Annotated in this window: 11 protein-coding genes; all 11 read right to left on the bottom strand. The window is 36.1% G+C overall.

Going from position 1 to position 18,456, the window contains the following annotated elements; all coding sequences use genetic code 11:
• Positions 1 to 354: PKD domain-containing protein (locus HHX25_RS19470; RefSeq protein ID WP_205958075.1), on the bottom strand; the 354-nt coding region annotated here is incomplete at its 3' end.
• 309 nt (positions 355 to 663) lie between these two features.
• Complete coding sequence (locus tag HHX25_RS19465) at positions 664 to 1,359, bottom strand: LysE family translocator (RefSeq protein ID WP_169676894.1); 696 nt, start codon at positions 1,357 to 1,359, stop codon at positions 664 to 666.
• 125 nt (positions 1,360 to 1,484) lie between these two features.
• Complete coding sequence (locus HHX25_RS19460; protein ID WP_169676892.1) at positions 1,485 to 2,789, bottom strand: T9SS type A sorting domain-containing protein; 1,305 nt, start codon at positions 2,787 to 2,789, stop codon at positions 1,485 to 1,487.
• A gap of 347 nt (positions 2,790 to 3,136) precedes the next feature.
• Positions 3,137 to 6,433: a VCBS repeat-containing protein gene (locus HHX25_RS19455; RefSeq protein ID WP_169676890.1), complete on the bottom strand. Its 3,297-nt coding sequence runs from the start codon at positions 6,431 to 6,433 to the stop codon at positions 3,137 to 3,139.
• 60 nt (positions 6,434 to 6,493) lie between these two features.
• Positions 6,494 to 7,420, bottom strand: coding sequence for a glycoside hydrolase family 17 protein (locus HHX25_RS19450; protein WP_169676888.1), 927 nt, complete (start codon positions 7,418 to 7,420; stop codon positions 6,494 to 6,496).
• A gap of 27 nt (positions 7,421 to 7,447) precedes the next feature.
• Positions 7,448 to 9,010, bottom strand: coding sequence for an MFS transporter (locus HHX25_RS19445; RefSeq protein WP_169676887.1), 1,563 nt, complete (start codon positions 9,008 to 9,010; stop codon positions 7,448 to 7,450).
• Between the two features lie 34 nt (positions 9,011 to 9,044).
• Positions 9,045 to 10,490: a glycoside hydrolase family 30 protein gene (locus HHX25_RS19440; RefSeq protein WP_240964580.1), complete on the bottom strand. Its 1,446-nt coding sequence runs from the start codon at positions 10,488 to 10,490 to the stop codon at positions 9,045 to 9,047.
• A gap of 62 nt (positions 10,491 to 10,552) precedes the next feature.
• Positions 10,553 to 11,566, bottom strand: coding sequence for a glycoside hydrolase family 2 TIM barrel-domain containing protein (locus HHX25_RS19435; RefSeq protein WP_169676884.1), 1,014 nt, complete (start codon positions 11,564 to 11,566; stop codon positions 10,553 to 10,555).
• A 12-nt stretch (positions 11,567 to 11,578) separates the two neighbouring features.
• A complete protein-coding gene (locus HHX25_RS19430; RefSeq protein WP_169676883.1) occupies positions 11,579 to 12,844 on the bottom strand; it encodes a glycoside hydrolase family 17 protein in 1,266 nt (421 codons plus the stop codon).
• A 21-nt stretch (positions 12,845 to 12,865) separates the two neighbouring features.
• Positions 12,866 to 16,321: a hypothetical protein gene (locus tag HHX25_RS19425; RefSeq protein ID WP_169676882.1), complete on the bottom strand. Its 3,456-nt coding sequence runs from the start codon at positions 16,319 to 16,321 to the stop codon at positions 12,866 to 12,868.
• A gap of 476 nt (positions 16,322 to 16,797) precedes the next feature.
• A complete protein-coding gene (locus HHX25_RS19420) occupies positions 16,798 to 18,441 on the bottom strand; it encodes a glycoside hydrolase family 16 protein (protein ID WP_169676881.1) in 1,644 nt (547 codons plus the stop codon).
• Positions 18,442 to 18,456 lie beyond the last annotated feature (15 nt).

Here is an 18,456-nt window from a genome sequence, read left to right as displayed (position 1 = left end):
ACAGCCATAAAACGCACGCCCCATAGATGTCCATGTTTGGCTGCCCCATTGTTCTATACTTTGGATATTTAACATGCTCCCTTCATTGTTAAAATAAATCCTGGGGAAATCGCCTGTAACAGTAACAGTATATGTATCTGCTTTAGTATAAGTATGGGTGGCATCTCCTGTTTGGTTGGTGGAAAGACTACCATCGCCCCAGTCTACTGTATAATTGTAGGTTGACTCTACTTTTGTTGGTATGGTAATCCTTTGATTAGCTACTGTGGTTTGCCATGTTGTTATAAATTGGGCATTTAAGCTATAGCAGCTTGTTATAAGTGCAAAAAATAGTAGGTGTGATTTTTGTGTCATTTTTTCGTATTTATAGAATTGGTGCTCACTATAATTAAAAGCTGTTTGCAAAGTTATAACTATGAAATAATGTGTAGACCCCCGAAAAGGGGGGTTTATGTTTTATTAGAATTTATATGAGGGGTTTTTGTGCTAAAGATAAAATAGATGTATTGGAATATTGAAAGGGTTTTTACTTTTTTCAATGTGTTATAAAAAGAAATTTTTTATTTAAGGAAAAGCAAATCCCTCTGCCTGAGTTTGTTTTAAATTGGCTTTAATATGGCATTTATAATTAAATTGGTATGATGTCTCAAAAAAGCTTTAAATTTATTCTGGAAGCTTTTCTTTTATAGGGTTTATTTGTTCCAGTTTTTCTTTGTTTTTCTCGTATGCTTCTGGAAACAGACCTTGAACAAATAATAGAATTCCAAAACCTAGAATAACCATAGCAATTACTTTTTTGGTTTTAAAAATGAGTCGGGGTGTTAATTTCGCTTTCAATCTTTTAGCGACTAAGATTTTAATGATATCAGCAATGAAATACGATACAATCATGGTAACTATAAAAATAATATCACCATTTTTTGATGTTGTTAATGTATCCCCTAATACCATAAAGCCCAACCAGCCAATTAAAACACCTATATTTATAAAATTAAGCAAAAAGCCTTTTACAAAAAGCTTACCATAGTCTTTTTGAATTTCAACTTTGTGATATTCTTTAACAATAGCTCTAAAGGATTTAGACGTTTTTATAAAAGAAATGATGCCGTAAACAATTAGCAAAACACCTCCGAAAATTAAAAAACTCGGGTCGTTACTAATTTTCCCTCTTAGATTATTAGTACTATAAAATGCAATGACAATAAAAATAATATCGGCAAATATAACGCCCAGATCGAATATTAAAGCACTTCGAAAACCTTTAGTAGCACTTGTTTCTAAGAGCACAAAAAATACAGGACCAATTGTAAAGGCTAGTATTATTCCGAAGGGAATGGCTGTTAAGATATCGTCAAGCATAACTCAGTGAAGGTTTACACAAAGTAAAGAAATATTTATAACTAATGTAAACTTGCCAGCCACAAAAAACAAAAGCGTGTGATCATAAAATCACACGCTTTCAACAAACTAAATTAATTAGGAAACTATTTCTTAACTAATTTCAAACCACTAGTCCCATTAGCAGTTTTTATTTGAGCAAAATACAGTCCTGATTTTAAGCCAGAACCATCAATTATTGCTTCACTAGAATCTGGAGATAGTGATAAAACGCTTTTACCCAATACATCAAAAACTTTTATAGATGCTAAGTTTGCATTTTTGGTTTTAACCGTCCAGCGATCTCGTGTTGGATTAGGGAAAATATTGAAGGACTCTAGATCAAAATCTTCTGTGCTAAGTACAGTGGCACCAAATTTTACATCGTCAAAATAATAGGTTTTGTCACTGCCTACGGTTGCACCACTGACATCGAAATTAAAAAATATAGAAACCAAATTATAAACATATGATAAGTTAAGTGCTGCAGTACCTGCTCTTTCATTGCTAAAATCAAATTCAAGCGTATTCCAGCCCGCTACAACAGCTGTGCTGGTTAATGTTTCGCAAGAACGGGTAGGATCGCCAACGGTTTCAATTTTTAACATGATTGGGATGCCTGCATCTGGAGACCAAACACGGACATTCATTTTTGTGTCGGATCCTGTAATTGGTATATCTGTTGCTAAACCTGATGGGGTACTAATCGTTGTACCTGCCCATGTTTCGGCAGCACTGGTTTTTATCGATTGTATAACCATATTTCCAGAATCTGTAGGGTCAACAACTAAGCTAGAAGCATTGCCTCCAAAATCTGTAACTGTATAATTTATAGTCGATCCTTCAAAATTTATAGGTAGGTCAATTTGAGCCAGCCCCCCTGTATTATCAAACTGCTCTACATCGTCAAATAGAAAAGTTGAGGTTGCCGAACCATCTCCAGTATTTCCAATATCGAAAAGAAATACTAGCGCATCATAAGTACCACTTGCAGTTCCAGAAAAATCCCACTCTATGGTTTCCCAAGCATTTTGTACTGTTGTAACACCAGAAACTTCAACAAATACATTACCATCCGCTGCGTCCTCAATTTTAAAGTTAACAGCGGTTCCTACCGGAGCTGCGGTATAAACTTTCATTCTAATAGCATTGTTAGTAGAAAAATCAAGTTTGCTGTCTAATACTATTTTGCTACCAGCCCAAACCTGACCGCCATTTCTTATCAGTTCTACAACCGTTGCACTGGTATTGATACCATTCATTTGTGGGTTTGCTTTCACGGTAGCTCCACCACCGTCAAAATCAATAAAGTCACTGGTTACTGGAGTTCCTTCAAAATCCATGGGAAGTGTTTGAGCATATCCAAAAGATACCGTTAAAAGAACAAGTAATAAAGTAATTTTTTTCATCATAGTTTTGTTTAGTTAATATTTAGAATTGTCACATTCATAAATATAAATTCAAACTATTGATAATCAGCTAAAAACAAGCACTACAAAAAATATACATATCGAATAAAATATTATATTTTTATCACTTTGTCGGTAATACTCTATGTTTTCATCGATTTTTCTTATAAAATTAACTTGTTGTAAATCAGACAAATATGTGTTTCATCGATTTTGTTGTGGTATTGTTGTGGTCCTCTTACGATATGTAGCGTCGTTGTTTTGCCTATTAATGGAACTTTAGTAGTCAAAAAAGGAGCATCACTTAAAAAAGACGCTTTATTTTTATAAAAAATTGGTCACTAGAAGTATTAATTTCTATTACTAAAAATGGTTACTGGACCATTGTTATTTGTAATAACTATTAAGTTTTTATTACTCTGTCTAATACAGGTAATATCCCTACTGTCGTAAGGCACATAAAAGCCACTTTGTTTAGGCGGTAGATAGGTGAAATTATTTTTGCCATCCCCTAAAAGAACAGCTCCAATTCCTGCATCGTATCGTGTTGTTTCCACTTCTACGCCATAATGATTACCTGCTATTAGAATATCCTTAAACCCATCATGATTAAAATCTGAGACCACAGACGATTTTATTGGAGATATCTGCGCCTGTATAGGAAGCTGTTTTCTTTTAAGCATGCCAGCATCGTTTATCAAAACAATACTTTCAAAGTTGCTAATTTCATAAATAACGGCATTTTCCACTTTGTCTTCAGGAAGTATTTCAAGTAGTTTGGATGAGGCAAAACTGTGGTAATCTTTGAATTTTTCTGCAACATAGGGCATTTGTTGGCTGGTACACTCCCTGCCTCTTACCGGTACATAATCGTTTTTGTAATATTTTGCCAGTACGACATCGTTTATCCCGTTATTGTCAAAATCGTTAGCATATACCTTAAAAGGATGTTCTTTTGATGCCTTAAACTTATTGTTTTTCCCCAGATTGCCAATAATATAGTCATCGTCGCCATCGTTATCCAAATCGCTGGCCGTGATAGACCACCACAAACCCCTGGTATCGTTTAGACCATACTTTTCCGAATTATTTATGAATTTGCCCTTTTCGTTTTCTAAAACCACAATTTCCATCCACTCACCTACCAGCATGAGATCATCGTCATTGTCCCCGTCTATATCCGTAAAAACAGCATCGGTAACCATGCCTATGTTTTCAAGGCTTGGGGCTATGCCATCAGATGCTTTTTCAAATACCCCGCCTTCATTTACCAGTAGGTAACTACTGGCGGGAAAAGGGTACTTATCGGCAATAAGCCTGGTGCCAACAAAGATGTCCAGATCACCGTCAGAATCTATATCGCTGACTTTTACACATTGGGAGCTTTCATATATTGCAGGCAAAGCCTTATCGCTCTTGGTGAATTCTCCCAGTCCATTGTTTATGTATATTCTATCTTTTAACAAGGCATGTCCTCTCTCAAATTCAGAGCCCCCACTTGCTATAAACAAATCTTTATCACCATCACCATCTATGTCCATAAACAAACAGCCCAAATCTTCCGAGTCTTTGTCTTTTTCCCAAGGTTGTGACACGTTTTTTTTGAAGGTCCCGTTTTTCTTTTGTTGTATATATAGTATACCACTTTCTCCAATGGCCCCTCCAATAAACAAGTCTTCCAGTCCATCGCCATTAACATCTCCAGAGGCAGAAAAAGGACCGTTTTGGGACAGTTTATGTGGCAGCAGTACTTCTTTTTCAAAATCATCAAATTCATTTTCTTTATGAACAAAAGGCAGGCCAATACCTTTGGCATTGATTCTAACAAAAGGCTTTTTGGTTTTATCAGAGCCTTTGGTCATAGTTTTTTCAGCCTTGGAGTACTTGGCCATTATGGTTCTGTTTGCTCCTATATTCTCAAAAAGGTTTCTTTTTCCGTCTGCCCATACAACCTCTACCTTGTCAATTTCAACATCTTTGCCCAAACCGAAAAACAGCCCTGGTTCTACCGATGAAAAATAACCGCGGGTCACATGGTGTTCTGCAACTTGTATTTTTCCGTTGTGATAAATGGTCGCTTTGGCCCCATATCCTTGTGTATTGTTTTCTGGGCCTTCCAGATCGATAGTTAAAAAATTTCCCGTGGCCTTGTTCTCATAAACAAAAGCTGGAGCATCCATATTGTTTGTAACAATATCCAGGTCGCCATCATTATCGAGGTCCCCATAAGCAATGCCACTTGAAAAGCTAGGGGCATCGAAGCCCCAGTCTTTGGTAACTTTTTCAAATTCCAGACCGCCCCTGTTTTTAAAAACATAATTGGGCAATGGCGAAGAAGGGGCCAGTTTGCTTTTTCCAAAGAATTCCTCTGCCGTCATGTTTATGTCGAGGTTATTTAGAATGTCAACAAAGTCATTATTCCTAACATCCTTTTTAATACCATTGGATACCACAATATCTTTCCAACCGTCGTTGTCCAGATCTACCAGCAAAGTACCCCAGCTCCAGTCGGTTTTTGCAATGCCTGCTATATTGGCCACATCCGAAAAACTACCTGCTCCCGTATTGATTTGAAGGGTGTTGAACATGTATTGGTAATGTCCTCCCGTATTTACTATTTTGTTGAATGCCTCGGTACTCATAGACCCCATATTCGTTTTGGAACGGTAATGGTCTTCGGCAGCCATGTCCAATGTCATGAGATCGATCAAACCATCGTTGTTGATATCCCCAGTATCGGAGCCCATGCTAAAACGGGATACATGCTTTAACTTATCGTCTACAACATCTCTAAAGGTACCATCCCCATTATTATAGTACATGAAATCCGGTTCGTCATAATCGTTTGCGATGTACAGATCTGTCCAGCCATCATTATTGAAATCACTCGCGTTAACACTTAAACCGTAGGCCAAAGTATTTTGAATACCTGCTTGCTGCGAGACATCTCGGTACCTGCCATTATCATTCCTGTACAACTTGTCCGTATAGAACTTATAACGTGCTTCTGGGATTTTGAAGCGTTTGAAGAGTTTTGAATCGGCTGGTTGATTGACCTGGTACATATCCAAATCGCCATCATTATCCATATCAAAAAAGACTGCTTGAGTAGAAAATCCTGCATCTGCCAGACCGTAGGCCATTGCTGATTCTGTAAAGGTGAGATCTTGGTTATTGATATAGAGCTGGTTCTTGCGGTCTTCTAGTTTCATGGATTCCCCATTTCTGCTAATATAAATATCGAGATACCCGTCTGCATTGATGTCTACCATGGTTACACCCCATGACCAGCCAGAATGTTTTGCTATTCTGGATTTTTTTGTAATGTCTTCAAATTGAAATTGTCCTTTATTTAGATATAACCTGTCACTAACCTCATTGCCACAAAAGAAGATATCGGGCAGGTTATCATTATTAATATCTCCAATGGCTACACCCGCCCCATTATAGATTTGACTGTAGTAAAATATATTTTTGGTAGTGGTCTCTTTAATGGTATTATTAAAATCAATACCTGTTCTCTCTGAAGACAGCAATTGCAGATGTCCCGTTAGGGTTTCCGGATAGAGATCTCGTTGCGGGCCCTGACATGCCATGATTAAAACCAATATCAATATTGTAACAAGTTGAGGTTTCATTTTAGTCATAACACTTCATTTAAATGTAATTAACGACAGTAAGATAGTTAAATAAAAAGAATTTTCTTACTAAATAGATGTGCTCTTTCTCTTAATGTGATTATTTGCAAATTTTAGATTTTCATCTTTATCCCATAATCCCCAATAAGCACCTACGTCTCCTTCTGCCCTTACTTTCCAGGATTCATCAAACGATGAAAAGTAAAAGACTTCTATAGCATTAGTTCCAGACCAATATTGCGTGTTGATAAAATATTTTATAGCATTTTCAAAAGAAGGCATGGCGTCGTGTATGCCTTCTCCCAGACTAGGCCAGCCTGTTTCTGTAATAATAACCTTTTTCCCTTTTGCAGCTCTTTGCGCTTCATAATACATATCTTTCATATACAATAATGAATAATGTATATCGCAACCTTCCCAATAGGGGTAACAATTTGCTAAGATAATATCACTGGCTTCAGTTATTTTTGGTCGTTGTGCAAACTCATAATAAGAATCTACATAACCTACAGGAGTTTCAGGAATGGTCTCTTTTACCTGATACATAAAACTTAAAAGTTCTTCCTCTGTCAAATCTCCCCTGTACATAACCTCATTACCAACGGCAGCAATATCTACATAGCCTTCGCGCGCCAATTGAATAAGACTGGCTACTTCTTTTTTGTTTGCTTCAGAATCTACGCCCAACCATGCACCAACAAGTGTTTTTATCCCATATTCTTTCGCGACCCGCGGAATAATTTCATTACCGTCTGTACACGAAAAAGAACGAATCCATTTGGTATAGGGTTTTATTATTTCCATACGACGACGTATCTGTTCTTCTGTAATTATAACCCCTGGTCCTGGTGCTTGCCCTTCTTCATATGGACTAAAACACAGCCCATGCATGCCTTTGTTTAACATTCTATTAAACAGGTTGATTAACCCTATATCTGTTTTGTTTATAAGGTTACCACCTGATAAAGCCAATATTTCACTTCTTTTTTCTGACATAATTATTAATCTTAATATTTTTTTAACTTATAGTTCCCCTCTTCTTCTTACCAATTCCGTTTTAATTTCTCGAGCTCTTTTTTCACTAAGGCTATATTTCCACATAACCAATATAGCGATTGCTGCTGTAACAGAAGGTATTACAATATCTGCAATTCTTAGATTCGTCATGGTCTCTGCAGTTTGCGTCTCAGCTTCCGAAATGAATCCTACCAACTTCAATACCAATCCGCCCAATACTAATGCCAAGGCTTGCCCTAGTTTTACCATCCACCAATAAATAGCTCCAAAGGTTCCTTCTTTACGTGGCATCCCATTTTCTAACTCATCCAGGTCACATACATCGGCGGTCATACTCATCATCAAGGTGAATAAACCTCCTAGTCCGAAAGCAATAAAAGGAATGGGTAAGAAAATGAGCCACGGAATACCTTGACTGGCATCGATACTAAACCACGACATACCAAGGTTATCCAGATATGGATTTAAAAATTCAAATATGGATGCGACACCTTGAGTTAACGATTGTCCCAAATCTGTTCGATTAAAACTGGTATTCAATGTGGTATCGAAGCCCCACCATTTAAGAATATAGCCTATTATAGAGATTATTGTTGAAATGATGAACGCTTTTCTTTTTCCGAGGACATTCGATATTTTGGAAATAATAGGGATAACCACAAAAGCCGTAGTAATTGCTGTTATAGTAGAAAACCAAGCTGGCCAGGTACCAGCAGCTCCATAGCTTCCATTGTACATATAAAATACGATAATATAAACACTAAAAGCTGCGACCATCTGAAACCCGTTAAACACTAAAAAAGTAGCACCACAAAGTTTCATAAATGGTTTATTTTTAGAAACTTGCTTAATACTTATAAAAAGTTCCTTCATATTGGAAGACAATGTTTTTAAGGAAATTTCTTTTCTGTTTTCCATGTTTTCTGAATCGATTCCTCTACAAAATATAGCAGGCAATATGCCTAAAACGACACAAGCAGCACCAACAATTATTGAAAGTTGTCTAACACCAACATCTTGTGCCTTAAATATTTCGGGATCGGCAATGATTACCCAAAACCAAGGCACAATCATCCAAGCGATTTGTCCCATGGTATTTGAGAAAGCCATTAAACGAGTACGTTCATTATAATCGGAAGTCATTTCATACCCCAAACCGACTAGAGGTGTAGCAAACATGGTGTTTCCAATTAAAAATACCATTGAAAAAACAAGAAAGTACCAAAAATTATAGGTTTGGGAATTCTCAGGATACAATTGCCATAACAAAATAAACAAAACGCCACTTAAAATAGCACCGATAAAGATGTAGGGTCTTCTACGTCCCCATTTCGATTTTGTATTGTCTGAAATAAATCCCATAACAGGATCTGTAAGGGCATCAAAAATTCTGGGAAGCCCTCCTAACAACCCCGCTAAAAAAGGATCCATTCCAAAAGCTGTTAACAAAAAGAAAGAGAAAAAACCTAAAGCTCCAGGCAATAAATTAAGTACCAGATGGCCAGCTCCAAAAGCTGCTTTTTGACCTAAGGGCACTCTATCTCTGGTGGCAGTTTTTGTGTTTGACATATCGTAGTGGCTTTATTTAGTTATACTTATATTTTTATACGTTAGGAATTATTATAGTTTGAATGGCTTGAGGGTTTATTGAAAATTCTGCTGATTTATCTTTTGATTTATCTTTTAATATGAGATGAATACTTTTTGGGATTACGGTTTCATTAAAAATGACGATTGCGATAGAACCGTCGGGGTTTTGACTGGCTGTAACCATAAGTTCTTCATCTGAGTTTTCTAAACCGATTACTTTTGCATTCGGCCTTATATATTTACTAAAATGAGCAAGGGTGTAATAAATGGGTGTGAAATAAACATCGTTCGTTTCAGGATCGACTATCACTGGGGCAACACACCAGTTTTTAAACCAATTAGGACCGCCTTGTTTGTTTAAAACCATATTCCAGTCTACCCAGCCATCTACCCAATTGTTTAAACAACCAATAATATCTCTTGCATAGCGATAAACAGGTACATACTTTGGATGCAAATGTTTTTGATCTTCGGGAGCCCAATCCCAACCCCAATCGGTAGCTTCCTTACTCCAATACCAGGCATCGTCTTTCCATTTTGGCACTTCAGAATCTACACAGGCTTCCGTCTGTATTAAATATTTGTCAGGAGCTTTTTTATGTGCATATTGTAATGCTTCCGGAAAGTAATCATAAGTGCTTTCATACCAATGAATAGCTGTTCCATCGTAATATTTTGAAGAGGCTTCATCTTTATACATAACATCTACCCATTCTTTTAAACCTTCTCTGTTTTGATCGTATCCTAAAATTTTTAAATCTCCTTTCCCGTCAGCTTCCAGTTTTGGGCCTAAATGATTTTGCACAAAATCGGTCATTTCTTCTGGAGTAAAATGCATACTCTCCCAGTTATTACCATTTCCGTGAGGTTCATTTTCAACGGTAAACCCCCAAATATCGATACCTTCTTTTTTATAGGCATCTACATATTTAGAAAAGAACAACGCCCAGGTATCGTAATATTCTGGAAGTAGTTTACCTCCAACCCATTTTTTGTTATCCTTCATCCACGGTACGGCTGTCCAAGGAGATGCAAATATTTTGAAACCGTCTTCAGATACGTCCAAGGCATCTTTTATCATGGGAATGAGGTCGTCCATATCTTCCTTAATGGTAAAATGCTCTAGGGTTGTATCATTTTCAACGGGTGTATAAGAATAATTAGTAAGTGAAAAATCGCAAGAATTCATATGCGTTCTCGTAAGCGAATATCTCGCCCCATCTTTTCCAAAATAAGCTTGTAGAATTTTGTTGCGGTTATCCTGGCTCAATTGGTTTAATAAATATGCTGAGGACTCTGTAAAGGCGCCTCCAAAACCTGTTATGGTTTGAAGGGTTTGTTCTGGTTTTAAGGTAATGACTGCTTTATTTTCTAAAGATGAAAAGTTAGTGATTTCAGTCAGCTTATTTCCTCTTGCCGAAGTTTCATAAACCTCAAAAGTTATCTTTTTATTTTCCATATTACAACTTGATAACACTATCATAATTATAAAAACCCTTAAGTAATGATGCTTTTCCATATCTAATCCTTTAACTGGGTATACTTGGTTTTAATAACATCAAATGTTTTTTTCTTATTCCTATCTATGTCAACTATACCCCAATATTCTTCATTAGGAGCACCATCGTATGGAATGCCACTACTGTTAGGAGCCCATCCGCCTATGTCTTGTTGACTTGGGTTACCAGCTTTCCACCAACCATCTGTAAAAGAAAACACAGCAACGCCAGAGCAAATAATATTGTTTCTAAATACCGCATCTAAAATATTGGTATTGGCATCGGCTTGGGCGTTTTCGTTCAGTCCTTGTTCGTAGCCATTTTTTGAGACCGCCATATAACTATCCCCGCCTGCTTCAGATAAATACATAGGTTTTGTGCTTACGGCTGCCCATTTGGAAAAAATATCTGAAGGATCGTCCCATCGATACACATTCATCCCCCAAACATCAATACTTTGGGATAAAGAAAGCGCCAATGCATCGGGCAGTTCGCCATGGGCGGTTGTTACAGGGTGATTGGAATCCTTTTCATGAATCAATTCGGCCGCAGTATTCATTGTTTTATACCAATTTTCGAGATTGCCCTCAAACCACTCTGGATGATAATTATACTCGTTACCCAGTTCCCAAAGTAATATGGCTTCATGGTTTTTGTATTTGCTTACATAATCGATGAAACTTCCAGAAAGGATATCGTAGTTACCTTCTTGGTTATATCCAAAACCAATAATGATCTTCAGACCTGCTTGATGTATTTCATCTAAAATGGCTTTATCGTCTATAGGTGCATAAACTCTTATGGTATTTACACCTGCTTCGACCATTAAAGCCAAATCTTCTGTTAAATTTTTAAAATTTCTTACCGTACTTCCCTTCGGAACAGGATGATAACAGATACCCTTAATAATATAAGGGGTATTATTTACTAAAATCTGACGCCCAGAAACGGAGACAGCACCAACATTACTATTGTTTTTGCATGAAACAAAAACCAGGGCAATAATTAGTAATATGTTTTTATTAAATATCTGCATAAATTTCAATAACTAATGTGATACTGTTTGATAAGCTACTGGAGGAATCAATACGTTTATTTTAAGAATTTCTTTATTACCACTATATGTTTTCTTTATGGTTTGCCCATCTCTGGTTAACCCATTAAAAATGCCTTTATCTACTAAATCCCATAGGGCATATTTAGCTTCTCCTTTTAAGTTTATTAAACCGAAATGGTTTTCTGACCCTTGCTTGTTTTTGGCGTCTTTCCATGGTTCATCGAAAGCTTCAAAGTAAAAACAAGAAATTCCTGCTTGGTTTGTCCAATCCCGTATCATTTGGTAATAGCGTCCAGACTTATACTCATCGGCTGCCTTCGATCCATTGACACCATAATGCCCATTAGAAATGGTAGCCCAACCCGTTTCTCCTATATGAACAGGTTTATTAATACCCAAGCTTTTTATATAATCTGAAACGGCTTTATACTGAGACATGGCAAATGTTTTCGCTCTTAGCATGGCTGCCTCAATTTTTTCATGATCTGATAATGCGGCTTCATTTTCGGGAACCACCCAAAATTCAGGATTATGATACGAATTATGCATCGGGTAGGTATGCATAGAGATGTAGTCTACAGCTTTAATGAGCTTTTCCAGATCGGGTGTATGATAACTAGGGTCTCCACCTCCCCATGATGAAAAATCATCTGAACTTGTAATCCATAAATCTTTAGGAAGTTCGCCCAGTTTTTTTAATTCTTGTAAATAATTTACCCATTTTAAAATAACATTTGGTCTAACAAAATAACTGGTTGCCCATCTTACCATGGCTTCATTCCCAACAGCAATTATTTTTACAATGTCTGGATAGGTTTTTGCCAGGGCTATGGCTCTATCAATCTCAGCGGCATTGGCTTTACTTTCTACTTCATGATTTGGCACTTTATCGGTCCAGGCGTTTTCGCAATCAATCCATGCACCTAACATCACGTACATTTCGAAGTTAGGGTCTTCTTTTTTTAATTGATCGATGGCTTTTAATAAATTGGGCGCCTGTTGTAATTGCACATTGTAGGTTCTCAATATTTTTACACCCATAGCTGCCAAAATCTTCATGTCCTCTTTTAGCTCTGCAATGGTAGGTTGAATATCTCTGGACGTTTGGCGATAGCCTCCATATGAAATGGCTAAATATTCTGGATTGCCTAAGATATCTGCAGCTGTTATATTCATTTTTTCTTCTGGTTTTTTATTACATCCAAGCATAGCGGCTAAAACAAACAGAATTAATATTTTTTTAATACTTGTTTTCATATGCTACACATAAATTATGTTTTACCTTTTTATTGAAACTATAATTTGTAAAATAACGCCTGCTCTTTCAAAAATTTGTTTACTTGTTTCTATGTCAAGGCTTAAACTTTCTATTTTTATATGTCTATTTTTTTCAAAAATGACACGGACACAGTTTTGTTCTGATAGCTTATAAATAATAGGTACTTGACAGTAAGTAAAACATAGGGTGTTGGCTTCTAGTTGAATTTCCCGCTCTATTTTTTTTATACCTGTATATTTGAAAACTTTCGAGGATTTTAAAAATTCTTCTGTACGTAGCAAACGTGGATTAAATGTGATACAGCCATCCTTAACAATAACACCTAATTCACCCAAACGACATAACACATCTTCTTTTACCTGCCCAGTCATACCTGGCTGTTGTGCCCCTTTTCCCGCTGGTGTATGCGAATAGGGATCTGTTGGAAAGGCACCGTATAGTTTAGGTGACTTATGTACGCCTATACCCGCTTGAATTTCATAATAATGATCTAATAATTTTCCTATCAGTACATCACTTTCTTTATTATTAATGGCAGACAAACAATTTTCCTGAACAGCCAATAATAATTTAGACACCATATGCCAATAAATAGACCCTAAACCTTCATAACCAAAGAAGGTTCCTGAGCGTCCTGTAAAAGCTTTGTGATTAAAAACAGCCTCGAAAGTGTCCAACAACCATTTTGTGTCTTCTTCCACTAAATTTTGATACGTTTCAGGCAAATTGGTCAAGGCTTCTTTTAAGCTGTTTGCATTATTAAAATTGCCATTAAAATGATAGTTTCCTAGAATATCTTTTTCAATAATTTGTGCATTATTGTCTTTTACTAATTGTTTTAATAAGTTTGATTTTTCAACCTTATCTGCAGGAATATTGTTCTTCTTATCGAATCTTGGTAATTCTTTATTCGGATATAAAATGTAACTGTACTGGTCCTTTCTAAACAAAGTACTATTCTTTAATCCGTCTAATAATTCAAGGGCTTCTAAAGTTGATAAATAGCCTGAGCTTAGAACGGCTACTTGTCCTTCAAGCATTTCAGACAAATAAGAAATAGAAACCTCGTTTTCGTTTTCAACCGTCATTAAATTATACGCATGATATAAACCGTCTGAACGTTTGTTGGCTTTAATGCTGTGCTCTAAATATGATTTTGTAATACTAAAAAATTCTAGAAGGCCTTGTTTAGTAACACTGGTTTTTTCACCTGAAAAACTGTTTTTATAAATAGTCGATCTATAAGTGCTTCCTGCTTTGCCTAAACCATCTAAAACCGTTTTTCTGTCCTGATTAGATATAACATCATTTAAGATCTCTTTATTTGCATGTAGCGTAATAAATACCTGTCTGAAAAAAACATACAACTCCTTTGATATTTCAACTTCATTTATATCCGATTTTAAGACTATTTTTTCAAAGAAATTAAAAAAACGCTGTAAATAATAAAGTGTTACCATAGAAACTCCATTCCCTACAAGAGCATTGTTTGCATCGTTCCACTCTGGCCTTTGAGTATTTAACCAAATACCACCTTCTGGAATAAAATTAGAAAGCTTGGCTAAGACGGTAGCTAATAATTTTTCGATTAAATTTACTTTATAAATAGAAGAATTAGCATCAACAATTAAAGCTCCATCTGCGCCTAATTTTTGTTTTTTTTCAATAATGCTATTATTTAATTCGTAATCGAAATCAACCGTGTCTTTTGGGTTTACTAATGTCTCTTCGTAAGATTTAATTTTATAAGGAACATTGGCATAAACAAATAGGTTTTCATTGAAGCGCTTCTCTAATTGACCAGGAAAATGGTTTTCTATAAATTCCAGAAACTTTAAAAGATATATGATTTGATGATCTCCCCAATAACCGATATACGACCATGGATCGTCTTCTTCAATGACTTCCCAATCGAAACCAGCTTTAGTCACTCTATACGGATTGTAACCTTCAAAAGTAGTGGCATTTAAAAACTTATGAATCATGTTTTCAATAAACTCAGGATAGGCATGTGCCAAGGCTTCCCAATTCTGGAAAATGTCTCGCCAGTTTCCTTCGTAATCCAATATTTTAGAGCCGTCAACTTCACTTCTGGTATTAATAGAAAATTTATTCCAAGGTCGGCTAGGGTCCCCGTGTCTTCTACTAAATTTTAATGGCAAATATTCCAAACAGAGTCTTTTAAAATTGTAATTCTCACTTGTTTCGGCAAGTGTTTTTATGTCATTTAAAGAAAATAGGTTTGGTAATTCGTTTAATGCATTTTGATACGTGTTGAATACGTCTTTATTCGCTTTTGAAATGTATTCTATAAAATCTTGTTTTTCTATGTTATAGCCATCATCAAAAATCCCCCCACGCATGATGTTAAAAAGCGTATTAGAAAAATGCCTGGTATTGGTTAATGGGTCTGCTGTTAGTTGTAAGCCATCTGACGCTCCTGCTAGTTCGATTAAATGTTTGGTACCCGCATCAATATCCTTTTGAACAACCTCAGCAATGTTGGTCAGGTTTTTAATGCTTTCAGATATTTGAATGACCCCAGAAATACTTTGATTCACATTGGCAACAAACATCCAGTTTTTACTTGATTGTGGCTTTAATTCTAAATCGGAGGAGATAAAGTAAGCGCCTTTTTCGGCTTTAATATCAATCTCTTGATTAATTGGTAGCCCTTGTCTAAAATTGTGTAATTGTAATGATGATATTAAATAGGTTGGGTTTTCTATTCCTGTAGACCAAACAATATTGGCCTTTAGAGACTCACTAGGCTCTGCCTTATCAACAATAACTGCACTTAATGAAAAGATACCCAGACCTGTATTTGTGTCTAATTCATTTTTTTTATAAGCATCAACCAGATTACTTGTCGCGTTTTGAAAATCTGAAGCAAGATTATAGGGGAGGATATTTTGCAATCCATCAAGAAGTTTGACTTTTATAGTTTCACTCGAATTATTTATTAAGGTCGATTTTTTTACAAAACCGAATTGGTTACTAGAACTCCATTGATATCTAAAAGTAAGCCCTAAATCTTCATTGATTTCTTCAAAAATAATTTTGTTCCCAAAACTGTTTTTGTAAAGGTTTCTTTGGGTTTTATAGCTCCCCCTTTGCCTTTCGGAAAAAGGTTCCCATATCTTAATTTTATTGTCTAAATGAACTTGAAAAATGGTCTTGCTTCCTGTAGTGTCTGCAGATTCGGTTATCTTATCATCGGTATAATACGGAAACAGTGAGGCATCTGAATTTTTTCTTCCAGCTGTTAACCCTCCATTACTTGAAATAAACATCCAATGGTTAGAGTCGCTAACTATACTCATGAAAAAAGGACGCATAGCATCACTATTAGTGATTTTATAATAATTTTCATTATCGAAATTTATTAACCCCCCTTTAATATTATGAGTCTCTGCCGAGACATTTTTATCATCTATATAAGTAGTACTATTCATTAATTATAACTGTTATTAACTTCTTTATAAAATCAATCGCTCTTTGTATTCGTTCTAATAGTTTTTTAATTATTGTTTCACAACTACATTGTCAAAAAAACCTCTTATTAATCTGAAAATGATTGAGTTCCATTTCTAGACAAGCAATAACTGATAGCCTCTGTTTCCAGAGGCCGTTTGAATCTCTCACTTTCAAACTTTTATGAATCAGTCACCATAAGCTTTGTAGAGCTTTTATGAATTGTTATGCAAGCTTGTTTTTATAATTTAAATACCCTCGTATCCTATTTTTGGTTAAAAAGAGACTGTCTAAAAAACATTTAGAAAGAAATTAAACTTATGATCATCAAAACCTTCACCTGTACTCTGCATGAATTAAAATCAAGATATTTTGTAATCAACACTTTAAAGGTGTCTTGACTAAACCCAACAGACCTCAAATACTTTTTAAACAATCTCTTTCTTATCATTAAATTTTATTGATAGACTCTTACATAGTCTATTTCCATAATATCTTCTGTAAATGCAGGATCTATGGTACCTCCTAAAGTCCCTCCCATAGCAATGTTAAGTATTAGGAAAAAATCTGCATTAAATGGCAACGTATCATTATTATCAAATTCAACATACGGTTCATTGTCAATTAGGATATATATTTTATCAGCAGACCAATCAATCGAGTATACATGGAATTCGGTTGATGCATCTGTTATAGTTGTGGTTTCTCCAAAACTTGCATTGGAATTGCTACCAGAATCTAACCAATGTACAGTACCCAGAACAGTGTTTTTATCACTTCCCGTTTGTTCCATGATATCCATTTCTCCAGATTCGGGCCACCCCACAGTTGGAAAATTTGATCCAAGCATCCAAATAGCTGGCCAGGTACCTTGAGCAGATGGTAATTTGGCTCTTACATCAACCCTACCATAAGTGAACTTTTGCAATCCTTGGGATTTTACTCTTGCTGAGGTATAACCACCTCCACCATCGGCTTTTGCAGTAATTTTAAGAACACCCCCTTCTACAATAACATTCTCGGCATCACTCGTATATGATTGTTCTTCAAAATTACCCCAACCATCTGTTCCTGTTCCAAGATCGTATGTCCAGTTTGTTGGGTCGGGTGCACCATCAACTTCAAAATCATCTTCCCAAACCATATTTGTGAATGTTGACTCAAATTCGTTAGTGGCTCCTTCTGCTTCGGTTGTTAATGTAAACCACCAGTCGAACTCATTATTCCCATCGGTCGTTCTTAATACCATTTCTGTTGCCGATCGACTAAATATTTCATACTTGTGATTTCCTCCAGTATAGTACCCCATAAAAGCTGTACCTGTTAAAGAAATTGTTTCTACACCACCTGGAGCACCCAAGCTCCATTGCTCTGAGTAATCACTAAATGGGTAGTTAAGTATATCGGCGCCATCAACGGTTCCGCCTCCAGCACCACCTAGTTCATTGATTAGCGGATCGCGCCCAAATACCGTTCCAGATGTATCTGGAGTTGGGTCATCGTTTGTGCTGTTTGTAATGTGTGTAAAAGTTCCGTCGGCATTAAATACATAACGGTCATCGTACATTCCTACAGCTGCTTTATCAAAAGGTTCAGCAGAGAACCATTCCCCTGGAATAAACCCTCCTACTGGCCCTAAACCAAAGTGGGGTTTAGATTCTGCTTTTATTCTCCATGACTTTTGAGTGCCACCATGCAACATTTCTATTAAATCTGCAGGAGGATCGTAAAGCGATAATACCTCAACTTCTATGGTTCTACTTGAAGATGCACCACCTGTTCCAAATGCTATTACTGTAACAGAATAGGTGTTTAGGCCTAAAACAGAAAAATCGTAGGATTGCCTTCCTCCTGGTGCTGATGTTGTATTATCGTTATAAACGTATTGATATGAAACAGCATTATCTGCAGTGGCCGTGAAATTTACGGTACCACTGCCATCACCATTAGGGTTGTTTGCATCTGCTCCAACAATATCGATTGCAACCTGAATATTTGAAGGTGCAATAATGTCTCCTACGGCAAAATCATCTTCTTGACATCCTGTGAAAATTAGAGCCAATATTACTAAAAATCTGTAGCTATATTTATATTTTTTCATCTGTTTAAATTTTAT

The organism is Flavivirga algicola, from assembly GCF_012910715.1.
GTDB classification, from domain to species: Bacteria; Bacteroidota; Bacteroidia; order Flavobacteriales; family Flavobacteriaceae; genus Flavivirga; species Flavivirga algicola.
This window is presented reverse-complemented; position numbering and strand designations above follow the sequence as displayed.